The 22,860-nt window shown below is 67.2% G+C and carries 17 protein-coding genes and 1 pseudogene; 10 read left to right on the forward strand and 8 right to left on the reverse strand.

Going from position 1 to position 22,860, the window contains the following annotated elements; translation table 11 throughout:
- Nucleotides 1-23: 23 nt before the first annotated feature.
- Entirely contained in the window at nt 24-1,721 is a 1,698-nt protein-coding gene (locus IOC69_RS03615) for a SulP family inorganic anion transporter (RefSeq protein WP_290542165.1), read from the forward strand.
- Here the strand turns inward: IOC69_RS03615 and IOC69_RS03620 are convergent.
- Nucleotides 1,633-3,342, reverse strand: a complete 1,710-nt coding sequence (locus IOC69_RS03620) for a glycosyltransferase family 2 protein (RefSeq protein WP_290542166.1) — start codon at nt 3,340-3,342, stop codon at nt 1,633-1,635. The two genes, IOC69_RS03615 and IOC69_RS03620, sit on opposite strands and share 89 nt — an antisense overlap.
- 107 nt (nt 3,343-3,449) lie before the next feature.
- Here IOC69_RS03620 and IOC69_RS03625 point away from each other — a divergent pair, with 107 nt between their 5' ends.
- The gene (locus IOC69_RS03625; protein ID WP_290542167.1) at nt 3,450-4,307 is read left to right on the forward strand and encodes a transporter substrate-binding domain-containing protein; all 858 of its coding nucleotides are present in this window, start codon (nt 3,450-3,452) and stop codon (nt 4,305-4,307) included.
- Here IOC69_RS03625 and IOC69_RS03630 read toward each other — a convergent pair.
- Both IOC69_RS03630 and IOC69_RS03635 read right to left on the reverse strand, forming a co-directional pair.
- Nucleotides 4,283-5,365 (reverse strand): quinone-dependent dihydroorotate dehydrogenase, encoded by a 1,083-nt coding sequence (locus IOC69_RS03630; RefSeq protein WP_290542168.1) that lies wholly within the window; start codon nt 5,363-5,365, stop codon nt 4,283-4,285. The two genes, IOC69_RS03625 and IOC69_RS03630, sit on opposite strands and share 25 nt — an antisense overlap.
- On the reverse strand, nt 5,362-5,700 hold the full coding sequence (locus tag IOC69_RS03635; protein WP_290542169.1) for a DUF952 domain-containing protein: 339 nt from the start codon (nt 5,698-5,700) through the stop codon (nt 5,362-5,364). The genes IOC69_RS03630 and IOC69_RS03635 overlap by 4 nt, the downstream gene beginning before the upstream one ends.
- 100 nt (nt 5,701-5,800) lie before the next feature.
- On the opposite strand from IOC69_RS03635, the gene IOC69_RS03640 reads away from it, so the two are divergent.
- Entirely contained in the window at nt 5,801-6,436 is a 636-nt protein-coding gene (locus tag IOC69_RS03640) for a helix-turn-helix transcriptional regulator (RefSeq protein ID WP_290542170.1), read from the forward strand.
- 54 nt (nt 6,437-6,490) lie between these two features.
- Here the strand turns inward: IOC69_RS03640 and IOC69_RS03645 are convergent, their stop codons facing one another.
- Entirely contained in the window at nt 6,491-8,380 is a 1,890-nt protein-coding gene (locus IOC69_RS03645) for a PhoX family phosphatase (protein WP_290542171.1), read from the reverse strand.
- 248 nt (nt 8,381-8,628) lie between these two features.
- Here IOC69_RS03645 and IOC69_RS13680 point away from each other — a divergent pair.
- Nucleotides 8,629-8,868, forward strand: a pseudogene (locus tag IOC69_RS13680) (magnesium-protoporphyrin IX monomethyl ester cyclase); the annotation flags it as partial.
- A 38-nt stretch (nt 8,869-8,906) separates the two neighbouring features.
- Here the strand turns inward: IOC69_RS13680 and IOC69_RS03655 are convergent.
- Nucleotides 8,907-10,529, reverse strand: coding sequence for a lysine--tRNA ligase (locus IOC69_RS03655; protein WP_290542173.1), 1,623 nt, complete (start codon nt 10,527-10,529; stop codon nt 8,907-8,909).
- 103 nt (nt 10,530-10,632) lie between these two features.
- Here IOC69_RS03655 and IOC69_RS03660 point away from each other — a divergent pair, with 103 nt between their 5' ends.
- The gene (locus IOC69_RS03660; RefSeq protein ID WP_290542174.1) at nt 10,633-10,839 is read left to right on the forward strand and encodes a hypothetical protein; all 207 of its coding nucleotides are present in this window, start codon (nt 10,633-10,635) and stop codon (nt 10,837-10,839) included.
- Nucleotides 10,820-11,461, forward strand: a complete 642-nt coding sequence (locus IOC69_RS03665; protein ID WP_290542175.1) for a hypothetical protein — start codon at nt 10,820-10,822, stop codon at nt 11,459-11,461. Before IOC69_RS03660 ends, IOC69_RS03665 begins: the two co-directional genes overlap by 20 nt.
- Here IOC69_RS03665 and IOC69_RS03670 read toward each other — a convergent pair.
- Nucleotides 11,458-12,309, reverse strand: a complete 852-nt coding sequence (locus tag IOC69_RS03670; protein WP_290542176.1) for a dienelactone hydrolase family protein — start codon at nt 12,307-12,309, stop codon at nt 11,458-11,460. The genes IOC69_RS03665 and IOC69_RS03670 overlap by 4 nt on opposite strands.
- A gap of 67 nt (nt 12,310-12,376) precedes the next feature.
- Here IOC69_RS03670 and IOC69_RS03675 point away from each other — a divergent pair, with 67 nt between their 5' ends.
- The 4 genes from IOC69_RS03675 to pdeM all read left to right on the forward strand — a co-directional run bounded on the left by IOC69_RS03675 (nt 12,377) and on the right by pdeM (nt 19,260).
- Nucleotides 12,377-15,187: an ATP-dependent DNA helicase gene (locus IOC69_RS03675; RefSeq protein ID WP_290542177.1), complete on the forward strand. Its 2,811-nt coding sequence runs from the start codon at nt 12,377-12,379 to the stop codon at nt 15,185-15,187.
- Nucleotides 15,188-15,212: 25 nt separating this feature from the next.
- Nucleotides 15,213-15,626, forward strand: a complete 414-nt coding sequence (locus IOC69_RS03680; RefSeq protein WP_290542178.1) for a tellurite resistance TerB family protein — start codon at nt 15,213-15,215, stop codon at nt 15,624-15,626.
- A 495-nt stretch (nt 15,627-16,121) separates the two neighbouring features.
- Nucleotides 16,122-18,590 carry a ligase-associated DNA damage response DEXH box helicase gene (locus tag IOC69_RS03685; RefSeq protein ID WP_290542179.1) on the forward strand — a complete coding sequence of 823 codons (2,469 nt, stop codon included), beginning with the start codon at nt 16,122-16,124 and terminating at the stop codon, nt 18,588-18,590.
- On the forward strand, nt 18,583-19,260 hold the full coding sequence (pdeM, locus tag IOC69_RS03690; RefSeq protein WP_290542180.1) for a ligase-associated DNA damage response endonuclease PdeM: 678 nt from the start codon (nt 18,583-18,585) through the stop codon (nt 19,258-19,260). Before IOC69_RS03685 ends, pdeM begins: the two co-directional genes overlap by 8 nt.
- On the opposite strand, the gene IOC69_RS03695 is transcribed toward pdeM, so the two are convergent.
- Both IOC69_RS03695 and IOC69_RS03700 read right to left on the reverse strand, forming a co-directional pair.
- Complete coding sequence (locus tag IOC69_RS03695) at nt 19,253-19,717, reverse strand: DUF3429 domain-containing protein (RefSeq protein WP_290542181.1); 465 nt, start codon at nt 19,715-19,717, stop codon at nt 19,253-19,255. The two genes, pdeM and IOC69_RS03695, sit on opposite strands and share 8 nt — an antisense overlap.
- 38 nt (nt 19,718-19,755) lie before the next feature.
- The gene (locus IOC69_RS03700; protein ID WP_290542182.1) at nt 19,756-22,515 is read right to left on the reverse strand and encodes a hypothetical protein; all 2,760 of its coding nucleotides are present in this window, start codon (nt 22,513-22,515) and stop codon (nt 19,756-19,758) included.
- Nucleotides 22,516-22,860 lie beyond the last annotated feature (345 nt).

Raw genomic sequence — 22,860 nt, forward strand, 5'->3', positions numbered from 1 at the left:
AGGCCAGCCCCGGGCGCATGATCATGCCAGCAAGACCCGCATCGCCCACCTTCGCCGAACTCTTCACGCCGAAACTGGTGACGGTGCTGCGCGAAGGCTACACGCTGAAGAACCTGCGCGGCGATGCAGTCGCGGGCCTCACGGTCGCCATCGTGGCGCTGCCCCTTTCCATGGCGATCGCCATCGCCTCCGGCGCGTCCCCCGCGCAGGGACTTTACACCGCGGCGGTGGGCGGCTTCCTCGTCTCGCTGCTCGGCGGGTCGCGCTTCCAGATCGGGGGGCCGGCCGGCGCCTTCATCGTGCTGGTTTCGGCCACCGTCGCGCGGCACGGCATGGACGGGCTGATCCTCGCCACCTTCCTGTCAGGCTTTCTCCTTGCCGCGGTGGGCTTCCTGCGGCTCGGCGCCTTCATCAAGTTCATTCCCTTCCCTGTCACGGTGGGCTTCACCGCCGGCATCGCCGTCATCATCTTCGCCAGCCAGATCAAGGATCTTCTCGGCCTCACGCTCGCCGTGCCGGAGCCCGGTCCGCTCCTGCAGAAGATCCCCGCGCTGGTGAACGCGCTGCCGACGATTTCGCCCGCCGCACTCGCCCTGTCGCTCGCCACCATCGCGATCATCGCCGGCCTCAAGCGACTGCGCCCGCACTGGCCCGGCATGCTGATCGCCGTGACGCTCGCCGCGCTCATCACCTGGAAGCTGGGCCTCGACGTCACCACCATCGGCTCCAGGTTCGGCGGCATTCCGAGCACGCTGCCAGCGCCGTCGCTGCCCACACTGTCCGCCGCCAAGATCATCGAGGTGCTGCCGGCGGCATTGTCCTTCACGCTGCTCGGCGCCATCGAGTCGCTGCTCTCCGCCGTGGTGGCCGATGGCATGACCGGCCGCCGCCACCGTTCCAACTGCGAACTGGTGGCGCAAGGGGCGGCCAACATCGGCTCCGCCCTGTTCGGCGGCTTCTGCGTCACCGGCGCCATCGCCCGCACCGCAACAAATGTGCGATCCGGCGCACATGGCCCCGTCTCCGGCATGCTGCACGCGGTGTTCATCCTGATCTTCATGGCGGCGGCCGCGCCGCTGGCGGCCTTCATTCCGCTCGCCTCGCTGGCCGGTGTGCTGGCGGTCGTATCATGGAACATGATCGAGAAGCCGGCCATCGCCGTGCTCGTCCGGTCCGGCTGGGGGGATGCGGCGGTGCTCGCCGCCACCTTCTTTCTCACCGTCTTCCGCGACCTGACCGAGGCCATCGTCGCGGGCTTCGCGCTGGGATCGGTGCTGTTCATCCACCGCATGTCGAAAGCCACGGCGGTTGAAACCCAGACGCCCTTCGTCGCCGAGGACATGGCCGACCGGACATTGCCGCGCGGCGGCTATGACGGGGCGCTCGCCGCCAGTCCCGAACTCGTGGTCTATCGCATCACCGGCGCCTTCTTCTTCGGCGCGGCGGCCTCCGTCGCCTCGGTTCTCGACCGCATTCAGGACACGCACAAGGCGCTGATCGTCGATTTCGCCGCGGTGCCCTTCCTCGATTCGACGGGCGCCAATGTCATGGAAGGCCTGGCCCGCAAGGCGGAGAAGCGCGGCGTGAGGCTTTTCGTAAGCGGGGCCAGCGCCGATGTGCGGCGCAGCCTGCTCACCCATGGCGTGCGCCCGCCCGCGGTGAATTTCGCCGCAACGGTCGGGGACGCGCTTGAGCAGTACCGCGGGCGTGCCCCGGCGTGACGGCGGAAAGCCCGTGCTCCGTCTTGTTCCAGTGGAAGGGCCTGGTGAAGAACTGCCACAGCGCCAGCCACGCGGCCGCCGACATCAGCATCCAGTAGAGCGGCATGCTGGCCAGCGTGCCGACCCAGCCCTTCATGCCGCGCCGCATCAGCGCGCGCCGCGTCAGCAGGATCGAGACGCCATAGCCGGCGAGCAGCACCAGCATGTTCAGCCCCGCGAGCAGCATGAACGCCAGACCCGCGTCACCGGACGGCGCCGGGTAGAGCACGCAGAGCGCCACCATGGCCAGCATGCACAAAGGGTGGAGCAGCACGGAGGCGAAGACGCCCAGCGTGAGCACCTGCGCCGCCCAGAAGCCGGAGGGGCCCACCTCGCGCACGAACAGCGCGGGCTCGCGCATGTGGACAAGCCATGTGATCAGGAAGCCTTTGAGCCAGCGGGCGCGCTGGCGCATCCAGTTTCCCAGCCGCGTGTTGGCCTCCTCCCGGGTGACGCTGTCGAGCACTTGCGTGTCATAGCCGAGCCGCGCCAGCCTGAGCCCCAGATCGGCATCCTCGGTGACGTTGTAGGGGTCCCAGGCGCCCACGCTGCGCAGCACATCGGTGCGGAAGTGGTTCGAGGTTCCCCCGAGCGGCAGCGGCAGATTGTGGTTGGCCAGCACCGGCAGCAACACGCCGAACAGCGTTGCATATTCCGCCGTGAACTGCCGCGTCAGCCAGTTCTCCCGCGGATTGTAGAATGTGAGCTGCGCCTGCAGGCACGCAAGCTCGCGCGGCGAGGCGGCGAAGCGCCGTGCCGCCCTGAGCAGCTGGTCGGGGTCAGGAATATCCTCCGCGTCATAGATGGTGAGCAGTTCGCCGCGGCAGAACTGCAGGGCATAGTTCAGCGCGCGCGGCTTGGTCTGCGGCAGGCCGCAGGGCGCCACGATCACCTCGATGTGCGGCGCCAGCGTCAGCGCCGCCACGGCGCGCTGCATCGGGATGTCCGCCTCCTCGAGGATCAGCTTGATGTCCAGCAGTTCCGCGGGGTAGCGCAGATCGCCCAGCGCCCCCAGCAGCTGCGGCAGAACCGCAACCTCGCGGAACAGCGGCACCAGCACGGAATAGACGGGCAGGTCATCCCCGGCAATCTCGCGCGGCGGCGGTTCGGGCCGTTGCAACGGGGGCAACAGGCACAGGATGCGCAGCAGGACGACGCTCAGGAAGAACAGTCCGCTGACGGCCGAGAGCGCGGCGATGAACAGCGCGCCGGGCAGCAGCAGGAACACCGCAACGCCCAGCGCCGCCAGCGCGGCGAAAGCCAGCATCTGCGCGCTGCTCACCCCGCTGCGGGCGGAGAACATGGGCCAGCGGCGGGCCAGCCCGGCGGTTGCCTCATGCAGCAGCAGCCTGCGGTGCACGGCGCGCGCCGCGGCCAGAAAATCCGTGGGCTCCCCATAGCCGACGATGCCGAGGCCGCGCGCCCGCGCCTGGCGCAGGGCCTGCATGCCGCACACGGCATGGAGCACAAGACCGGGCAGGCTCACCGCGCGGATGATCCGGGTGCGCAGCGCCTCCTCAAGTTCCTCCTTCGGCAGGCGGCGGATCAGGTCGCAAAGGGCGGGGAAGCTCAGACGGGGCAAGACTTCACCCGCGTCCCCGGCTATGTTGAGAGGCGCTGCGGGAGACTCGCCAAACCCTTCGTGACCGTGTTCCGACAGCACCGCCTGCACCTGCCAATGGCCGAGTAATGCGACGTAACGTCAATTTTTCCACCGCCTGCCGGATGTTTTTCGGGCTAGTTCTGCTATCTTCAATTGCAGAAGCGCAGGACAATCCGCCTGCCGCCCGCCAGGCGCCGCTTTTCCGCAGCCCGGAGGAACGGGTCCGGCCACAGCTGCCGGACAATCTCTCCGTCAGGCTCGTGGCGGACGAGGATTTCGCGCCCTTCAGCTTCCGCTCCCGCACGGGCTCGCCCGCCGGCATCTCGGTCGAGATTGCCATTGCGGCCTGCGAACAGGCCCGCCTTGCCTGCACGGTGGAGGTCAGGCCCTTTGCCGGCATTATGGCGGCGCTTGCCAGCGGCGAGGCTGACGTCGCCGTGACCGGGCCGCGGCTCGACGCGAAAACTCTCGCCGCAGCGCGCATGACCAGGCCCTATTTCCGCCTCATGGGGCGCTTTGCGGTGAACAATTCCAGCACGCTGGATGCCGCCTCCGCCGCCACCCTCGCCGGACGCCGCGTTGGCGTTGTCAGGGATACGCTGCATGCCCGCTGGCTTGCGGCCTATTATGCTCCGTCCCGCATCGCAACCTATGACGATCTTGCCGCAGCCGGCGCCGCACTCAAGGCGGGCAAGATCGATGCGGTCTTCGGCGACAATCTGCAGGTCATCTACTGGGTGGCGGGCGAGGCCGCGGCGGATTGCTGCCGGCTGCTGGGCGGGGCCTATTCCGACTTCGACTATTTCAGCCGCAACCTCGCCTTCCTGATCAGAAGCGACAGGCCGGAGCTGGCGCAGGCCCTCGACTACGGCCTCGACAAGGCGCAGGCGACCGGCGCCACCGCCCGGATCCTCCGCACTTACGTGCCGCTCGACCCCTGGTGAGCCAGCGCCGCCGCGTCTTGGCCTCTCTGGCCCGCAAGCGAACCGCTGCGCGCCGCCTCCGCCGAAAGGTGAGCGAGAATCGACGTCACCAGTCCCGGCCCCTGATAGACCAATGCGGAATAAAGCTGCACCAGACTCGCACCGGCGCGGATTTTCATCAGCGCCGAGGCCCCGTCATGAACGCCGCCCACGCCGATGAGCGGAACCTGGCCCCGGGTGAGCAGGAACATGCGCGCCAGCTGGCGTGTGGAAAGCGGCAGCAGCGGCAAGCCGGAAAGCCCGCCCTGCTCCTTCGCATGGGGCGAGCGCAAGCCCCCGCGCGACAGCGTGGTGTTGGACACAATGATGCCATCGACCGCGCCACCGGCGCAGGCGGCGGCGATGTCCTCAAGCTCGTCCCCGCGCAGGTCGGGCGCGATCTTCAGCAGCATGGGCGGCTTTTCCGCCTGCCGGGCGCGCCCGGCGTTGAGCCGCGCCAGCAGCTGCACCAGCTCGGCGCGCGACTGCAGCCCGCGCAGGCCCGGCGTGTTGGGCGAGGAAATGTTGACGGTGAAATAGGACGCGACACCGGCGAAGGCGGCGATGCCCTGCACATAATCGCCGATCCGGTCAGCCGAGTCCTTGTTGGCCCCGATGTTGACGCCCACGATGCCACCCCGACCGCGCCGCGCCGCGAGCCTGCGCAAGGCCGCCGCATGGCCCTCATTGTTGAATCCCATGCGGTTGATCACCGCGCGGTCCTCGGCCAGCCGGAACAGCCGCGGCCGCGGATTGCCCGCCTGCGGCCTCGGCGTCACCGTGCCAATTTCGGTGAAGCCGAAGCCCAGCGCCAGCATGGCATCCGGCGCCTCGGCATTCTTGTCGAAGCCCGCCGCCAGCCCCAGCGGATTGGGAAAGGCAAGCCCGAAGGCCTCGACCGCGAGGGCCGGGTCGGCCACGGGGGCGGGTCCCATGGGCAGGCGCGTGAGGGCGCGAAGCGTCAGCCCATGCGCCGTCTCCGCATCGAGCGCATGGAGCAAGGGCCTCGCCAGGGGAAAGGCCAGCGCGGCAAGCCTCATGCCAAACCTTCGGGAAAGCGGTGAACGCCGTTTTCCAGCGGCAGCAAATCTTCGGATACCGCCAGCGCCGTGTCGATCGCGCCATAGACATGGGGGAACAGATCTCCCCCGCGCGAGGCTTCCCACCTGAGGTTGGCAAGCTGCTCCTCCCGGAACCCCACCAGCACCAGTCCGTCCTGCCCGGCAAAGTGCCGCTCCGCCGTCCCGCGCATTTGCCGGCCGGTGGAGAGGTGGATGAAACCATCCTTCAGGTCCGCGGCGGAACCTTCGAAAACGCCGCAAGCCCGCGCCGCCCGCCACTGGGCGGCGGGCATGATTTTATAGAGAATTCGCATCGCGGCGGACCATAATCCTTCAATGGCATCTGGACAATCATTGCAACACAAGGTATAGCTTCCTACAAATATGAACTTTTACTCCCAACTGGAGGGCATAATGCTCACACATAAGCAGGTCTGGAACGCCATTGACACGATTGCCGAACGCTATGGCTTCTCGGCCTCGGGTCTCGCCAAGAAGTCGGGGCTGGACCCGACCTCGTTCAATCCCTCGAAGCGCAACGGCCCGGACGGCCGCCCGCGCTGGCCCACCATGGAATCGATCTCCCGCCTGCTGCAGGCCTCCGGCGCCTCGATGGAGGAATTCTCGGAACTGCTGATCGGCCGCCGCGGCCAGCCGCCGAAGCTGCGCCAGATTCCGCTGCTCGGCCTCGCCAAGGCCGGCAAGGGCGGCTTCTTCGATGATTCGGGCTTCCCGTCCGGTTCCGGCTGGGACGAGATCGAGGTGCCGGGCGTCACCGACCCCAATTCCTACGCGCTGGAAATCACGGGCGATTCGATGCTGCCCGTCTACCGCGAGGGTGACATCATCATCATTTCCCCCTCAGCCGCGGTGCGCAAGGGCGACCGCGTGGCGGTCCGCCTCAATGACGGCCAGGTCATGGCCAAGGTCATGCAGCGTCAGACCTCGAAGACCCTCGAACTCGCCTCCTTCAACCCGAACCACGCGACGAAGAGCCTCGACATGAAGGACGTCGACTGGATCGCCCGCATCATGTGGGCGAGCCAGTAACGCGACATCGCCGCGAAGCCCCGGCAAGGCGCCGGGGCCGCCGCCTCAGCCGTCTCAGCCGCCGATCTCGCCGCCGTCGATGCGGGTGATGGCCACCACGGAAGGCCGCGGCAGGCCGTTGGGCGCGAAGTCCGGCCAGGTGGTGGAAAGCTTGCTCACGTTCTCCGAGTCTTCGCCCGGGTGCTGCACCGAGAGGAACAGCGTCTTGCCGTCCGGCGTGAAGAACGGGCCTGTGGCCTCCGCTCCCGTGGGGCAGGCGAACAGCGCGCGTGACAGGCCGCGGCCCGGCCCCTCGACATCCATGGCGAAGACGCCGTCGGCGATGCCGAAGTCGTTCTGCCCATCAGTGGCAATCCACAGGCGGCCCTTGGGGTCCATGGCGATATTGTCCGGCGTGGCGAACCAGCCATTGGCCGTCGTCTCCGGATGGAACGACGCCTTGATCTCCGGCTTCGAGGCGTCACCCGCCAGCACCAGCAGCGACCAGGCGAAGTTTTCGGCCGCATGATCGATCTCCGCGCCGCTGCCCGGCGGGATGAGTTCGACGATCTGGCCCCACAGATTGGCGGCGCGCGGATTGGCGGCATCCACCTGCTCGGGCTTGCGCTTCTTGTTCTTGGTCATCACCGCATAGACGCGGCCGGTGACGGGCGAGACCTCCATGTCCTCCGGTCGGTCCATCTTCGTGGCGCCCAGCCTGTCGGCGGCGGCGCGGGCATTGATCAGCACCGTCGCCTGATCGGGGAAGCCGTTCTCCGCGGTGAGCGGCCCGGTGCCCTGCACCAGCGGCATCCACACCAGTGTGCCGTCGGCATTGAGCTTCGCCACCGAGAGCACGCCCTCGTCCAGCAGCTTCAGATTCGCCGCGCGGTCCGCCGCGTTGAAGGCATTCCTCGAGACGAAGCGGTAGAGATATTCGAAATAATCGTCATCGCCCATATAGACGACCGCGCGCCCATCCTTGTTGAGCGCCACCGCCGCGCCCTCATGGCCGAAGCGACCGAGTGCCGTGCGCTTCACCGGCACGGCGGAGGCATCATAGGGGTCGACCTCCACCACCCACTGGAAGCGGTTCAGCTCATTGGGCTCCTTCTCGACATTGAAGCGGTCATAGAAGCGGGCCAAGCCGTAGTAATCCTCGCTTGCCATGCCGATGCGCTCCAGCGCCTCGCGCGTCTGGGTCTTGGCCGGGTCGCCGCCGAAGAAGGAGGCGGACCATTCCTCGCAGGACAGCACGGTGCCCCAGGGCGTGTGGCCACCGGCGCAATTGGTGGAGGTGCCGATCACCTTCGTTCCGGTGGGATCGGCGGAGGTCTTCATCAAGTCATGGCCCGCCGCCGGGCCGGAAATGGCGAATTCGGTGAAGCCGGTGATGCGCCGCGCCAGCGGCGAGCCCTCGACCACGCGCCAGACGCCATCCTTTTTCTCCACCTCGACAATGGTGAGGCCCACCGAAGCAAGCCCGATGTCCGCCTGATCCTTGCTCACCGCCTTGCCGGCATCGTCCTCAGAGGTGATCAGCCCGGGGAACATGATCTGGAAATCGGGATATTCGTTGTTGATCGCCAATATTCCGTGCTCGGAGGATTGCGAGCCCATGGGCAGGGGGAAATAGGCCATATGATCGTTGTTGTAGCCCGCCTGCTTCGACTGGCTGTCCGCCGTCTGGGTCGCGGGGTCGAAGGCCGGCGCATCGGCCGCCACCTTGTCGCCCCAGCGCAGCACCACATCCGCCTTGTAGCCATCCGCCACGTGATGCGTATGATCATAGATGCGCGGCAGCTCGGTGAAAGTGAGGCTCGAGACGGGCGCGGCCCGCGCCGGGCGCGGCAGGAGAGCCAGCGGCGAAGCGGCGGCCAGCGCCATGGCGCCAACGCCCGCCTTCAAGAGGTTGCGGCGCGAAAGCGTGGCCTGTTCCAAAGCGGACCCGACGAAACTGCTCATGATCTCTTTCCCGACTGTTGATGGACACGACACCAAATCGATCAGCCCCAGGTGACAGCCACGTGACGCCGCCAAAAGGCCCGGACCAACCCCACGGCCGCCCTGCTCCGCACGGACTGTGCGGCCAGCTGGCAAACACCGGCAAGTTCAGGCGATGGCGGCGGCGAAGCGGATATCACCACATCCAAGTCTTCGATCATCGCTGAGGACACACCATGTCTGACATGCAAGCCCCCACCAGCCCCGCGCTGAAGATCGCCCCGCTGAACCCGCCGCACCGCGCGATCGGCAGCCGCGTGCCGGGCGAGCTGCTGCCGCCGCTCGGCCTGTTGATGGTGGGCGGCCCCTTGATCGACGCCGGCCACCATGTGCGGCTGATCAATGCCGACATTGCGCCGATGAGCGTTGTGGAGATTCTGGCCGACCTCCGCCGCAACGTGCCCGATGCGCTGCTCATCGGCCATTCGGGTTCGACCTCGGCCCACCCCGTGGTGCTGGAGATCTGCGCCGCCGTGCGCTCGTCTGCTTATGCCGCCAACTCGCCCCGCACCGCCCGAGCGATGAGGGCGCGGGTGTTGTCAAGCCCATAAAGCGCCACGAAGCTGCCGAAGCGCGGGCCCCTCTCCTCGCCCAGCAGAACCTGGTAGAGCATGTTGAACCAGCCCTGGCCGACGCCGACGGAGCCATCCTTCTGCGTGGTCCTGTAGGGATCGCGGCGGCCCACGTCATAGACCTTCTGCTGGATTTCATCGGGCGCGGCATGCGCGGGCAGCGCGGCGAGCGCGGCGGCGAGATCGTTCAGCGCCGCGGCCTCTTCCTCCGTGGGCGGACGATACTGCTTCCTCGGCTTCACGAAATCGTCGAAATATCTCAGCGCATGCTTCGCCAGCAGGTCGAGGCGCGGATGGGTTTCGGGCGAAAGGTCCGGCTGATAGCGGCGGATGAAGCCCCACAGCGCCGACTTGTCATGGGCATTCGCCACGGCCGCGAGATTGAGCAGCAGCGCGAAGGAAATGCCGCCCTCCTCAGGCGCCGGCGGGTTGCCGCCATGGATGTGCCAGGCGGGGTTCATCAGCCGGTCGGCCGGCTTGTCCGCCTGGCGCCGATAGGCCGAGAGGAAGGCGCCGTAATCGTCCACGGCGCGCGGGATCACGTCGAAATAGAGCCGCTTCGCCTCGCGCGGCTTGTTGTACATGAAGAGCGCCAGCGATTCCGGATCGGCATAGGTCAGCCACTCGTCGATGGTGAGCCCGTTGCCCTTCGACTTCGAGATCTTCTGGCCCACATCGTCGAGGAACAGCTCATAGACATAATGCTCCGGCGCCTCCGCGCCGAGGATCCCGCAGATCCGGTCATAGACCGGGGCGTTGGTCTGGTGGTCCTTGCCGAACATTTCGAAGTCCACGCCCAGAGCCGCCCAGCGCATGCCGAAGTCCGGCTTCCACTGCAGCTTGGTGCGGCCGCCCGTCACCTCCATGGTGACGTCGGCGCCATCCTCGTCGGTGAAGGTGATGGCGCCGGCTTTCGGGTCCACCTTCTTCATCGGCACATAGAGCACGCGGCCCGTCGCGGGCGAGATCGGCAGGAAAGGCGAATAGGTCGCCCGCCGCTCCTCTCCGAGCGTCGGCAGCATCACGCCCATGATGTCGTCGAACTTCTCGAGCGCGCGGAGCAGCATCGCATCGAACTTGCCCGACTTGTAATATTCGGTCGCCGAAGCGAATTCATACTCAAAGCCGAAAGTATCAAGGAAGCGGCGGAGCATGGCGTTGTTGTGATCGCCGAAACTCTTGTAACCGCCGCCGAAGGGGTTCGGCACCGCGGTCAGGGGCATGTGCAGATAGGGCTTCAGTGCGGCGGGGTCAGGCACCGTGTCCGGAATCTTGCGCATGCCGTCCATGTCGTCCGAGAAGCAGAGGAGCCTCGTTGGCACATCGCAGAGCAGCTCGAAGGCGCGCCTGACCATGGTGGTGCGCGCCACCTCGCCAAAGGTGCCGATGTGGGGAAGACCCGAGGGACCGTATCCCGTTTCGAACAGCACTTCCGTCTTGCCGGTGCGTTTGACGCGGTCGACCAGCTTCCGGGCTTCCTCGAAAGGCCAGGCCTTGCTGGTCTCTGCGGCGGCGCGAAGGGCGGGGTCGACGGTCATATTGCGGTTTTCCATGAGTAATGGCGGGTGTTTAGGAAGGCAGCCGTGGCGGGTCAATCGAAACCGGTTGAAACGCGGCGCAGGAACAGCGATATTGCACCGCATGGACAGGAACGCTTCGAAAAAGCCAGCAAAATACGGAGTTGGGGGCTCCCAATCCGCACGGGTAGCGGGCATTGCCGCCGACGGCGTCGTCATTCTGAGGTCGCGCGGCCCGGCGACGCATTTTACCCAGCGCGAGGCCGACAGGGCCGTTGAAGCCGTGTTGGCCGCCCGCGGCAAGAATCGCGATGCCGGCAAGAAGAGCTGACCACCGCCAAGTCTTCATCAACTGCCCGTTTTCTTCCGACTACCAGGAAAAATTCGACGCAATCGTCTTCTCGGTCATCCGTTCAGGTTTCCAACCGCGTTGCGCACTGGAGACCGATGACGGGACCGAAAACAGGCTGCAGAAGATTTGCGACCTGATCGCGCAGTGCCGCCTCTCAATCCATGATATTTCGATGACCGAACTGGATGAGGGGTCCCAGTTGCCGCGTTTCAACATGCCGCTGGAACTCGGCCTGTTTCTGGGCGCCAAGAAATTCGGCCCGCCTAAGCAAAGGCAAAAGCGCTGCATCATCCTTGACCGGGAACCCTATCGCTATCAGAAATTCATATCCGACATCGCGGGTCAGGACATTCATGCTTACGGAGGCGATGCGGATCGCCTCGTGGAAACCATCGCAACCTGGCTGCGAGACCAAGCCAAAGATCCCGGCGTGCCCGGCGGCAGGGCCATCAGCCGGGATTTCCGGGCGTTTCAGCGGAGCCTTCCTGACATCTGCGCAGAAATCGATATCGATCCTCCCGAACTCACCTTCAAGGACTACCGAGACCTCGCAGCCAGTTGGATCGTCAGAGCTGCAAAGGATAGGGCGAGGAGAAGCTAGCCAAGATACTTCCTGAAAAACCCAACCGTCCGCCCCCAGGCGAGATCCGCCGCCTCTTTGTTGTACCTTGCCGCATTGGTGTCGTTATTGAAGGCGTGGTTCACGCCCCCATAGAGGAAGGCCTCGAACACCTTGCCATCGGCCTTGAGTGCCGCGTCATAATCCTTGATCCCGGCATTGATGCGCTCGTCGAGGCCGGCATAGTGGAGCATGAGCGGCGCTGTAATGCCCGGAACCTCCGCCGCCTTGGGCTGCATGCCGTAATAGGCCACACCGGCCTTGAGGTTCGGGTCGCCCGTCACCGCCAGCGCGTTGACGGCGCCGCCGCCCCAGCAGAAGCCCACCGCACCCACCTTGCCAGTGCCGCCCGCGATCTTGGCCAGCGCGTCCACGGCGGACTTGCTGAAGGCAACAACCTCGTCCGGCTTCAGCTCCTTGAACATCTCGCGGGCCTTGTCCTGGTCGGCCGGGGTCCCGCCAAGAGGTGTGAGATAGTCGGCTCCAAACGCGATGAAACCTTCCTTGGCCATGCGCCGCGTCACGTCCTTGATGTGGGGGTTGAGGCCGCGGTTCTCGTGGATGACGAGGACGGCCGGATAGCTTCCTGCCGCCTTGGGCCGCACCAGGTAGCCCTTGATGCCGGGCGCGATCTCCGCCGTCTCGGCCGTGATCGCGGGATCATTCTCCGGCACAATTTCCGCCTGCGCGTAATTGTTTTCAAGCACCGGCAGCAGCGCTGTGGCCGCCGCCGCGGAGCCCGCGAGCAGCGTCAACCGCTCCAGGAAGTCGCGCCGGTTCATGCCGCCATGCGTGTAGCGGTCGAAAAGATCGATGATTTTCTGTTCCATTTGCTTCGTTCCTCTTCCGTTCAGCTGTTCCAGTCTCTAAACGTGGACCCTGCAGCTCAGGATGACAATGGATTCGCACCTTCGCACCGCCGTGGCGTCCGGCATGGGCGCCGTGATCGGCGGCGAACCCATGGAGCCCGCGCATGCGCTCGCCGCACTGGCCGAGGAGCCGCATCTGATCTGCCACTCCGTCTACCTGATCGAACGACTGGGCGTGGCCGCGCAGGCGCCGCGCGCCGCCGTGCGGGCCGCGCGCGAGCAGCGCCACCTCGACGTGGCCGAACTCTTCGCCTTCGTCTGCCCGGCCCGTTTTGCAACGCCGACGCCGGTGGGCTTTGCCCGCTCGCTGGCGCTGGAACCCGGCGCGGATGACGGGGAGACGGTGCGCCTCATCGCGGAAGATCTTCTCAATCGCCTGTCGAATAAGCACTATCCTCTGCTGCGCGAGACGGCGGAGAACGCCGGTTTCCTCGCCCGCGCCAAATGGCCTTGGGCGGAGCCCGCGATGCGCGCGCTGCTGACGGCCAACCCCAGGATGGACGCCGGCAGCTTCGCCACCGGACTCAATGCCTGGGACCGCATCGAGGAATGGGAGGAGGACGGCAGCCGCGCGCCGGGCCGGCAGGACGCAATCGCACCGGAGGAGGCGCAGCGCTTCCTGCGCGAGGTGCTGGGAGCGGACTCCGAGCAGCGCGGCTCGCAGGCGGCCTATGCGGGGGCGGCGACCTTCGCCTTCCAGCCGCGCCAGTCGAAAGAGATCAACAATATCCTGCTCGCCGAGGCGGGCACGGGGCTCGGCAAGACGCTGGGCTATCTCGCACCCGCTTATCTGTGGGCCCGGAAGAACGACGCCCCCGTGTGGGTCTCGACCTATACCAAGAATTTACAGCGCCAGCTGGACCAGGAGACCTCACGCCTGATCGAGAACCCGGAGGAGCGGAGCGCCAGGATCGTCATCCGCAAGGGGCGCGAGAACTATGTCTGCCTCCTCAACATGCAGGAGGTCTTCGGCAGGCTCACCTCGGCCAACCCGCGCACCGCTCTCCTCGCCGCGCTGATCTCGCGCTGGGCACGCTTCACGCGGGACGGCGACATGGCCGGCGGTGACTTCCCCTCCTGGATCCTGTCGCTGTTCAACGACCTCTCGCTCGATGGCGAGCAGCGCGGCGTGACGGCGCAGTCGCTTGGCCTCACCGACCGGCGCGGCGAATGCATTTATTCCGCCTGCCCGCATTACCGCCGCTGCTTCATCGAGCGTTCGGTCCGCGCGGGGCGCAATGCCTCCATCGTCATCGCCAACCACGCGCTCGTCCTGCACCAGGCCGCCATCGACCACGCGCTCGGCGTCGCGCTCACCGGGGAGGAGGCGGCAGCCCCCGGCGGCATCCGCCGCATCGTCTTCGACGAAGGGCACCATTTGTTCGACGCCGCGGACTCCGCTTTCTCCGGCCACCTCACGGCGCTCGAGACGGCCGAACTCCGCCGCTGGATCAGGGGACCGGAGGCCGAGCGCCGCCGCGGCCGCGGCCTGGCGGACCGTATCGGCGATCTTCTCGGCGAGGACGAGAGGGGCCGGACGCTCCTGCAGCAGGTGCTGCGCGCCGCGCTCGCTCTGCCCGGCCCCGGATGGACGCGCCGCGTGCAGGCGGGCCAGCCGGAGGGGCTGGCGGAGAATTTCCTCTCGCTCGTCCGCCAGCAGGTGCTGGCGCGCGCGGAACAGAACGCGGGCTCCGGCCACACCATCGAGACGGACTGCCTGCCGCTGGCCGATGGCCTTGCGGCGGCGGCGGCGGCGTTGATGGGCGCGCTGCTCGATCTGAAAAAACCCATGTCCGGCCTCGCCAACGCGCTGGCGAAGAAGCTCGACGACGAGGCCAAGGACCTCACCACCCATGACCGCGGGCGGATCGAGGCCGTGTCGCGCTCGCTCAAGCGGCGCGGCGAGCTGATGGTGGGCGCGTGGGCCGACATGCTGAAACGGCTGCTTGAGGAGAAGAACCCGCTCTTCGTCGAGTGGTTCGACATCGCGCAGGCCTTCGGACGCGAGCATGACGTGGGGCTGCACTCGCACTGGCTGGACCCGACGGAGCCCATGGCGCTTGCCGTGCTGCGCCAGGCGGACGGCATCGTCATCACCTCGGCGACGCTCAAGGACCGGCCGCCCGACGTGCCGGACGACTGGGCCAATGCCGAGATGCGCACGGGCGCGGTGCACCTGCCCTACCCCGTGAAGCGCAAGAGCTGGGAGTCGCCCTTCGACTATCCGGATGCGAGCCGCGTCATCGTGGTCACCGATGTGAACCGCGAGGACATGGACCAGGTGGCGGCGGCCTACCGCGAACTCTTCCTCGCCGCGGGCGGCGGGGGGCTTGGCCTCTTCACCGCCATCTCGCGGCTGCGCGCCGTGCACATGCGGCTGGTGAAGCCCCTCGCCGATGCGGGGCTTCCGCTCTATGCGCAGCATGTGGACCCGATGGACACCGGCACCCTCGTCGACATGTTCCGCGCCGAGCGCGATGCCTGCCTGCTCGGAACGGACGCGGTGCGCGACGGGGTGGATGTTCCCGGAGATTCCCTCCGCCTCATCGCGCTCGACCGCGTTCCGTGGGGAACGCCGACCATTCTGGAGCGCGCCCGCAAGGAGGCCTTCGGCGGCAATGCCTATACCGACATGGTGGTGCGGCTGAGATTGCGCCAGGCCTTCGGGCGGCTGATCCGCCGCGCCGGCGACCGCGGCCATTTCGTGGTGCTCGACCCGCGGCTGGCCTCGCGCTTCCTCACCGCCTTTCCGCCGGGCGTCGCGGTGTCCCGGCTGGGGCTGGCCGACGCCATCGACGCGGTGCGCGGCCGGCTGGACAATTTGCGCTCCAGAACCTAACTGTCAGCGCTTGAGGAGGACGTAAATGCCCGGCACCATTTCGACCGAACAGGCGCTCATCTACACCATGGTCACCATGTCAGGCGTGGAGGGCAAGATCAACGCCATCGAACTCGCCGAGATCCGCCAGCTGGTGGAGACGCTGCCGGTCTTCGCCGATTTCGACGAACACCGGCTGATGGGGGTGGCGCGGGAAGCCGGTGAAATCCTGCAGGACAGCGAGGGGCTGAAGGCCATCCTCGGCCTGATCAAGGCGGCGCTGAGCCCCAAGCTGCGCGAAACGGCCTATGCGCTGGCCGTCGAAGTCGCGGCCTCCGACCTCGCGGTGGGCAAGGAGGAACTCCGCTTCCTCGCCATGCTGCGCGATGCGCTGGGGCTGGACAAGCTGGTGACCGCCGCACTGGAGCGCTCGGCCATCGCCAGGTACCAGACGGAATAGGCCTCCGCCCAGCCCGCTCAGCAATCACCTTGCGCGGGCTTGACCCGCGCATCCTTTTTGGCGGATCGGAAAAGGATGCCCCGGTCGAGCCGGGGCAAGGTGAATATTCTTATCAGCCAAATTAGGAAAATACTTCTTGACTTTAGTCCTATGATGTGCTAGGTAGCGGGTTCGTGCCTGCTGCTGATTGACATTGTGAAGGACTACCCAAACGCCCGCCGCTCCGGCGGCGGCATGCGGTTGGCGAACGGCGCCCCGCGCGCGATCAGAAGATGTTCAGCGCCGCTCAGAGCCCGTGGTTGCCGAAGGGCTGTTCCGGCAGCCGCCATGCCAGCACGATGACGGCGGGTCGATGAGGCCGGTCAGTGGCTCCGGGACGCTGGAGAGCATGACCGGCCCCGCCAGAACCGACCGGTGGGTTACCCTTGCCTGCGGACCGCGGGACATGAGCCGGCGTTGCTTCTCCCGCCGGGCCACGTCAAGCTGGGGACAGTCATGAGCCTGCCGCAACGCTTCCTCGACTGGTTTTCCGCCCGCGGCTGGGCGCCGCGCGCGCACCAGCTGCGGGTGCTGGACCATGCGGAGGCCAGAGAAAGCGTGCTGCTGATCTCGCCCACCGGCGGCGGCAAGACTCTTGCCGGCTTCCTGCCGAGCCTTGCGGAGATCGCCGAACGCGGACCGGGCCAGGGCATCCACACGCTCTATGTCTCGCCGCTGAAAGCGCTGGCCATCGACATTGCCCGCAACCTCGAGGCGCCCATTGCGGAAATGAAGCTGCCGGTGACGGTGGAGACGCGGACGGGCGACACGCCGCACTCCAGGCGCCAGCGCCAGCGGCGCAATCCGCCGGACATCCTGATCACCACGCCGGAGCAGGTGTCGCTGCTGGTGGCGGACCCGCATGCGGCGCATTTGCTGAAGGGCTTGCGCACCGTCATCCTCGACGAGCTGCATTCGATGGTGACGTCAAAGCGCGGCGTGCTGCTGTCGCTGGCCCTCACCCGCGTGCAGTCCCATGCGCCCGGCGCGATTCGGATCGGGCTTTCGGCCACGGTGGCGGACCCTGATGCGCTGCGGGCCTGGCTCGTGCCCGCGGGCGCGAAGCCTGCGCCGCTGGTGCTGGGGACGCCGGGGGCCAAGCCCGATATCCGCATCCTCTCCTCCGTCGAGCGCGTGCCGTGGTCGGGGCATTCCTCGCTCTATGCGATCCCGGAAGTCTATGGGGAGATCAAGCGGGCGAAGATGACCCTCGTTTTCGTCAATACGCGCAGCCAGGCGGAGACGGTGTTCCAGGCGCTGTGGGAGGCGAATGACGACAATCTGCCCATTGCGCTCCACCACGGCTCGCTGGACGTGGCGCAGCGGCGCAGGGTCGAAGCCGCGATGGGGCAGGGCAAGCTGCGGGCGGTGGTCTGCACCTCCACCCTCGAACTCGGCATCGACTGGGGGGACGTCGACCTCGTGGTGCATGTGGGGGCGCCGAAGGGGTCAAGCAGGCTGCTGCAACGAATCGGGCGGTCGAACCACAGGCTGGACCTGCCGTCGCAGGCGCTGCTGGTGCCGTCGAACCGCTTCGAGGTGCTGGAATGCACGGCGGCGCTGCAGGCGGCGGAGGCGAATGCGCAGGACACCGAATACCCGGCGGCGATGAAGCTTGACGTGCTGGCGCAGCACATATTGGGCCGCGCCTGCGCGGGGCCCTTTCACCCCGACGCGCTCTTCGCGGAGGTGGCCAGCGCCTGGACCTATCGCAAGCTGACGCGCGCGGAGTTCGACCAGGCCGTCGATTACGTGGCGACCGGCGGCTATGCGCTGAGAGCCTATGAACGCCATGCCAAGCTGAAGCCGCTGGCCTCCGGCACGTTGCGGCTGGCGCATCCGCGGCTCGCCATGGCCTATCGGCTCAACATGGGCACCATCGTCGAGGACGAGATGCTGAAGGTGCGGCTGGCGCATGCGAAGCGCAGGCCCGGCAAGCGCGTGGTGGCGGGCGGGCGCGTGCTGGGCGAGGTGGAGGAATGGTTCGTCAGCCAGCTGACGATTGGCCAGACATTCGTTTTCGCGGGCGAGGTGCTGCGCTTCGAGGGGCTCGACGAATTCGGCGCACTGGCCACGCGTTCCGGTGACCGGGAGCCGATGGTGCCCTCCTACCAGGGCGGCAAGTTTCCGCTCTCGACCTATCTTGCCTCGCGGGTGCGGCAGATGCTGGCCGATCCGGCGGCGTGGAAGCGCCTGCCGCCGCAGGTGCGCGGCTGGCTGTCACTGCAGCGCTTGCGCTCCGCCGTGCCGCAGGCGGGGCAAATGCTGGTCGAGACCTTTCCGCGCGCCGACAAGCATTACATGGTGTGTTATCCCTTCGAGGGCAGGCTGGCGCATCAGACGCTGGGCATGCTGCTGACGCGGCGACTTGAACGCGCAGGCATGCAGCCCCTGGGCTTCGTCGCCTCGGAATATGCCCTTGCGGTCTGGATGGTGCGCGATCTCCCGCTTGCCGTTTCGTCAGGCCGTATCTCGCTCGGGCGGCTGTTCGACGAGGACATGATGGGCGACGACCTCGAGGCGTGGATGGCGGAGTCCGCGCTGATGAAGCGCACCTTCCGCAATGCCGCGATCATCGCGGGGCTGATCGAGCGGCGCCAGGCCGGCAAGGAGAAAACAGCGCGGCAGATGACGGTGAACACCGACCTGATCTATGACGTGCTGCGGACGCACGATCCCGGCCATCTCCTTCTGCGCGCCGCATGGGACGACGCAGCCGAGGGGCTGATCGACGCCCATCGGCTGGGCGCCATGCTGAGGCGCGTCAAAGGCCAGATACTGCACAAGGCGCTCGACGCCGTGTCGCCGCTCTCCGTCCCCATCCTCTTGGATATCGGGCGCGAATCGGTTTACGGCGAGGGTCATGACGCCCTTCTCGCCGAAGCCGCGAACGCCCTCATCGACGAGGCCATGCGGCTTGTCTAGGTCTCACCGCATCACGCTCTCCGGGGTTGATTTCATTCCTGACCTTTCGGGCGCGCTGTTCGCGCCGGACTTTTCGGCCCTGTTGGTGGCGGACCTGCATCTCGAAAAGGGCACGAGCCTTGCCCGGCGCGGCGTGCACCTGCCGCCCTATGACACGCGCGAGTCATTGCTGCAGCTGAAGGCAGCGCTGGAGGCGACGCGGCCGCGGCGGCTGATCTTCCTCGGCGACAGCTTCCATGACCTGGGCGCGCGCGGGCGCATCGATGCATCCGATCTCGCGCTGCTGCGGGCGATAACAGCGGCGGCCGACACCATCTGGATCACCGGGAACCATGATCCGGCGCCGCCTCAGGACCTGGGCGGCGTCATCATCGGGGAAACAGCGCTGGGGCCGGTGAGCCTGCGCCACCAGCCGAAGACGCTGCGCGCGGGCGAGGCGGAGATTTCGGGCCATTTGCACCCGGCGGCGGCGATCCATGCGCGCGGCCGCCGCATCCGCTGCCGCTGCTTCATCGCCGACGGCAAGCGGCTGATCATGCCGGCATTCGGCAGCTATACGGGCGCGCTGAATGTGAGGTCAGAGGCCTTCGAGGGACTCTTCGGCGACTTTCATGTCTGGATGATCGGCGCCAAGGCCGTGCACCGCTTCCCGGCCTCGCAGGTCAGGTGACGGTCACCGCCAGAAGCGTGGCGATCAGCGAGACCACAGCGCCCGCGGTGAGGATTATGCGCAGGCGGCCGAACCAGGCGGGAAGGCGGCCCGAACCCACGCTCATCACGTCCCACAACCCCTGCATCAGAAAGCCGGCGATCAGCAGCGCAAGCGCCGGAATGGCAGGGAGAAAGACGGCGGCGAGACCGGCGAGCGGGCCCAGCACGCTGGCCGGAAATTCCAGCCTCTGACGACCTTGATGCTGAAGCGCCGTGGCCGTGCCCCAGCGGATGCCGCCGAGGAAGGAGAGGATGATGGCGCCATAGACGATGGCGAGCTTGAGCCCCGTTTCCGCCGGGAGCATCGGCAGGCTGACCCATTGCGCAGCAGCACCGCCCACAAAGGGGATGAGGCCGGCGAGGCCGGGAATGAGGGCGGCGCCGGGGATGTTTCCGGAAATGGTACGATCGCTCATGCAGGCCTTTTGGCGCGGTGAAGCGCCCGAGACAAGGCTTACGAGGACGACCTCACCGCGCTGCCCGGCTTTGCATCGTTCCAGCCCGGATCGGCCACGGTGACCACATTGGCCCCGTCATCCGACGGCGTGGGCGCCCAGGCCGCAACGCGCGCGGCGGCGGAGATGCGCGCCGCCTCAGGCAGTTTCTTCGCCAGGGCGGCGGCGCGCCGGGCGGCGCCCGTGTCGCCCTGCCTGGCGGAGAGCGTGTACCAGACGAAGGCATCTTCCAGGCTGGGTGGCGTGCCGAGGCCGCGCTCAAGGAGAATGGCGAGATTATACTGACTGTCGGCAAAACCGCGCTCGGCCGCGGCCCCGAACCAGAAGAAGGCGCGGTCATAGGCGGCGGGGCCGACCTTGCCGCCCGCCAGCAGCACCGCGGCGTTGTGCATGGCCTTGACATTGCCGCCCAGTGCGGCGCGCTCATACCAGGCCAGCGCCTGCGCGGGATTGGCCTCGGCGCCCTTGCCAAGTTCATAGAGCGTCGCCAGCCGGTACTGCGCCGGGCCGAGGCCGCGGTCCGCCGCCCGCTGATACCAGGTAAGCGCCCTGGCGAAATCCTGCCGCACACCCTGGCCATTAAGGTAACGGCCGGCGATGATAAACTGGGCCCGGGCATCGCCATTGGCGGCGGCCGCGCGCAAGGCCTCGGTTCCGGCTGCCGGCGGCGGAAGCTCAAGGATGGTGGCGAGGGGCTGTGCCGCGCCGGAAGACAGCGAACCCGTGATGATCGGATCAGATGGGGTGATCTGGAGACCAACCTTGGCGGCGGCAACGGCAGGCGCCGGAGCAGCTGAAACCCTGGGGCTTACGGCCGCCAAAGCCAGCGCAGCCGGGCGCGACGGCATTTCAATCGCACCCGATTGCTTCGCGGCGGGCGGCGGCGGGGAGCTGAACGAGCTCATGGTGAACAGGACGGTGATGGCCAGCACCAGAGCGCCTGCAAGGATCAGCGTGCGGCGGAGGCTCTTGGGCTTGGCCGCCGGCTGTGCACCGGGATCTTCCGATGGCCTGGGCTTGGCCTTGGGCCTGACGTCGGCAAGGCGGGCGCGCAGGCGCTGAAGAAGAGACCGTTTCGAAGCTGGCTGCTCCGCCACGGGCTTGTTGAACACGGCATATTCGGCGCGCAGCGCCGAGGGACTGGTGGAGGCGGCCTGGGCCGCGCGCCGGGCGGCGGCGATGAAGTCGTCGGCGCCGGAGAGCGCCCCCTGCATGCCGACGTCTTCGGCCTGAGCAGGCAGGTCCGGTGCGTCATGCGGGTCGGCGGCCTCGGGCCTTGGCGGTTCGGCGGCCTCCGCCAGGGGGGCTTCCGCGACCGGCGCGGGCGCGGCGCGGGGAGATGCCTCGATCTCGGCGATTTTCTCCACGATCTCGGCCAGCGTCCCATGCACGGCTTCGAATGTGTCCTGGTGGCGGCGGTCGGCGGCGGCCGCACTTTCGCGGATGGCGCGCAGGCCATCCTCCAGCGCTTGCAGTTCGGGCGAGGGGCCGGAGAACAAGGGCTGCGGCGGCTGGTAGCGCTCCAGCGCGCGGCTGGCCGCGGCCTCCGCCGCCTCGCCCACCGAGCCACGCGTCTGCTCAAGCGAATCGTAAAGCTGGCGGATCGCCTGCTCCATGGTTTCGAGATGGCCCAGCTGCTGCTCCGTCTGGACCACGCGGTCATTGACGGCGGCAATCGAATCCTCGAGGCGGTGCAGCGCCTGCTGGTCGTCCTGCAGGCGAATGGCTTCGGCCAGGCGGTGGTCAAGCTCGGCGATGCGCTGTTCGAGGGCGCTCACCTGCGGCTCGTCGCGGCTGGCCGCGGCGGCCTGCTCAAGCCGGCGGTTGATGTCGCCCAGGCGTTTGTCCATGTCGGCGAGCGGGCGCAGATCCGGCTCCTGCGCGACGCGCGCCGAGACCTGCTCCAGCGCCTGGCGCAGCGCCTGCATGTCCCGGTCGCTGGCGGACGCCGCCTTCACATCTTCGAGCCGACGGGACAGGGCCGCGATGTCGCCATGGACCCTCGCAATCTCGGTCGCCACCACGGTTGGCGCATTGGCGGCGGCGGCCTGGGCTTCCTTGAACGAGGCCAGCACGCGCGTTTCGACCTCGCGCAGCTCGCCGCGCAGCGCCGTGACGGCCGAGGCCTGCGCCTGATTAGCCATCTGCTGGGCGGTGGAGCGCATGCTCTCGATGCGCTCCGTCATCAGGCCATCGGAGCGCTGTATGCGGTTGACCATCTCAGCGAGGCGGCTTTCGAGACCGGAGAGCACGGGAGCGGCGCGCAGCACGTCCTCTGTGCTCGGCACGCCGCGCTGTTCCGCAACGGCGGCGAGCCGGTCCTGCATGGAGCGCAGCGAATCGCGCGTGCGCTTCTCGCTGACCTCGATGTGCTCGACAACCGAGCGGATGGCGCTTTCGAGGGCGGGATAGCCCGGCACGTCCTCCGGACGTTCGAGACCGGCGGGCCGGCCGATCTGGGTGATCTGCCGGGCAAGCAGCGTCAGGCGATCGTTGACGGCGGTGAGCGCCTCGACCGTCTGCCGCTCGTTCTCGTCAAGGCGTTCGACGATCCGTTCGAATTCCTCACGCTCGGCAGCACGGTTGCGCTCGGGCGGAGGCGGAGGCGCCGTCTGACGCTCGCGGTTAGCGAGATCGGCGAGCTGCTGGGCGATGTCCTGCAGGCGCAGAGCATTGTCGTCCCGGCGGTCGGCCCGGGGGGCAGGCTGGCGCGGGATGAAGTCGGGCCGGGGCGGCTCAGGAGGCGGCGGAGATGACACGGAGTTTTCCCATGAATGAGAATCAGCCTTTTTATCAACACTATGCGCGCTCTGGTCAAAGATCACGCAGTTTAACCATTCCCCGAGGCTTAATCCAGCCTTGCGGGCAGCGGTTTTCGCTGCCTCCCGGGCCCCGGGTTCGATGCCCTTGACACTCCAGGGGTTGCCTGGTTTCATTGGACCTCGTCTTTCAGTTGTATGCGCTGGAAAGGGACAACCACAAGATGACCCCGAAAACGGCGCGGAAATTCTCCTCCCGAGACTTGACGAGTTTGGTAAATATTCGGTTAAGCAGTTGTTCTTTTTTACGATTTTTCATGGTCGGCACAAGGTCGGCACAGGGCC

The sequence above is a fragment of the Aestuariivirga sp. genome, from assembly GCF_020252405.1.
In the GTDB taxonomy this organism is placed as follows: Bacteria; Pseudomonadota; Alphaproteobacteria; order Rhizobiales; family Aestuariivirgaceae; genus Aestuariivirga.

Excerpts from the sequence above, each read along its gene's own strand:
- IOC69_RS03655 (WP_290542173.1), bottom strand. The coding sequence starts at position 10,529 with ATGACCGTCGACCCCGCCCTTCGCGCCGCCGCAGAGACCAGCAAGGCC.
- IOC69_RS03685 (WP_290542179.1), top strand. The coding sequence starts at position 16,122 with ATGAGCCTGCCGCAACGCTTCCTCGACTGGTTTTCCGCCCGCGGCTGG.
- IOC69_RS03680 (WP_290542178.1), top strand. The coding sequence starts at position 15,213 with ATGCCCGGCACCATTTCGACCGAACAGGCGCTCATCTACACCATGGTC.
- IOC69_RS03665 (WP_290542175.1), top strand. The coding sequence starts at position 10,820 with ATGCCGGCAAGAAGAGCTGACCACCGCCAAGTCTTCATCAACTGCCCG.
- IOC69_RS03640 (WP_290542170.1), top strand. The coding sequence starts at position 5,801 with ATGCTCACACATAAGCAGGTCTGGAACGCCATTGACACGATTGCCGAA.
- IOC69_RS03630 (WP_290542168.1), bottom strand. The coding sequence starts at position 5,365 with ATGAGGCTTGCCGCGCTGGCCTTTCCCCTGGCGAGGCCCTTGCTCCAT.
- IOC69_RS03660 (WP_290542174.1), top strand. The coding sequence starts at position 10,633 with ATGGACAGGAACGCTTCGAAAAAGCCAGCAAAATACGGAGTTGGGGGC.
- IOC69_RS03615 (WP_290542165.1), top strand. The coding sequence starts at position 24 with ATGCCAGCAAGACCCGCATCGCCCACCTTCGCCGAACTCTTCACGCCG.
- IOC69_RS03670 (WP_290542176.1), bottom strand. The coding sequence starts at position 12,309 with ATGGAACAGAAAATCATCGATCTTTTCGACCGCTACACGCATGGCGGC.
- IOC69_RS03645 (WP_290542171.1), bottom strand. The coding sequence starts at position 8,380 with ATGAGCAGTTTCGTCGGGTCCGCTTTGGAACAGGCCACGCTTTCGCGC.
- IOC69_RS03695 (WP_290542181.1), bottom strand. The coding sequence starts at position 19,717 with ATGAGCGATCGTACCATTTCCGGAAACATCCCCGGCGCCGCCCTCATT.
- IOC69_RS03675 (WP_290542177.1), top strand. The coding sequence starts at position 12,377 with ATGGATTCGCACCTTCGCACCGCCGTGGCGTCCGGCATGGGCGCCGTG.
- IOC69_RS03625 (WP_290542167.1), top strand. The coding sequence starts at position 3,450 with ATGCGACGTAACGTCAATTTTTCCACCGCCTGCCGGATGTTTTTCGGG.
- IOC69_RS03635 (WP_290542169.1), bottom strand. The coding sequence starts at position 5,700 with ATGCGAATTCTCTATAAAATCATGCCCGCCGCCCAGTGGCGGGCGGCG.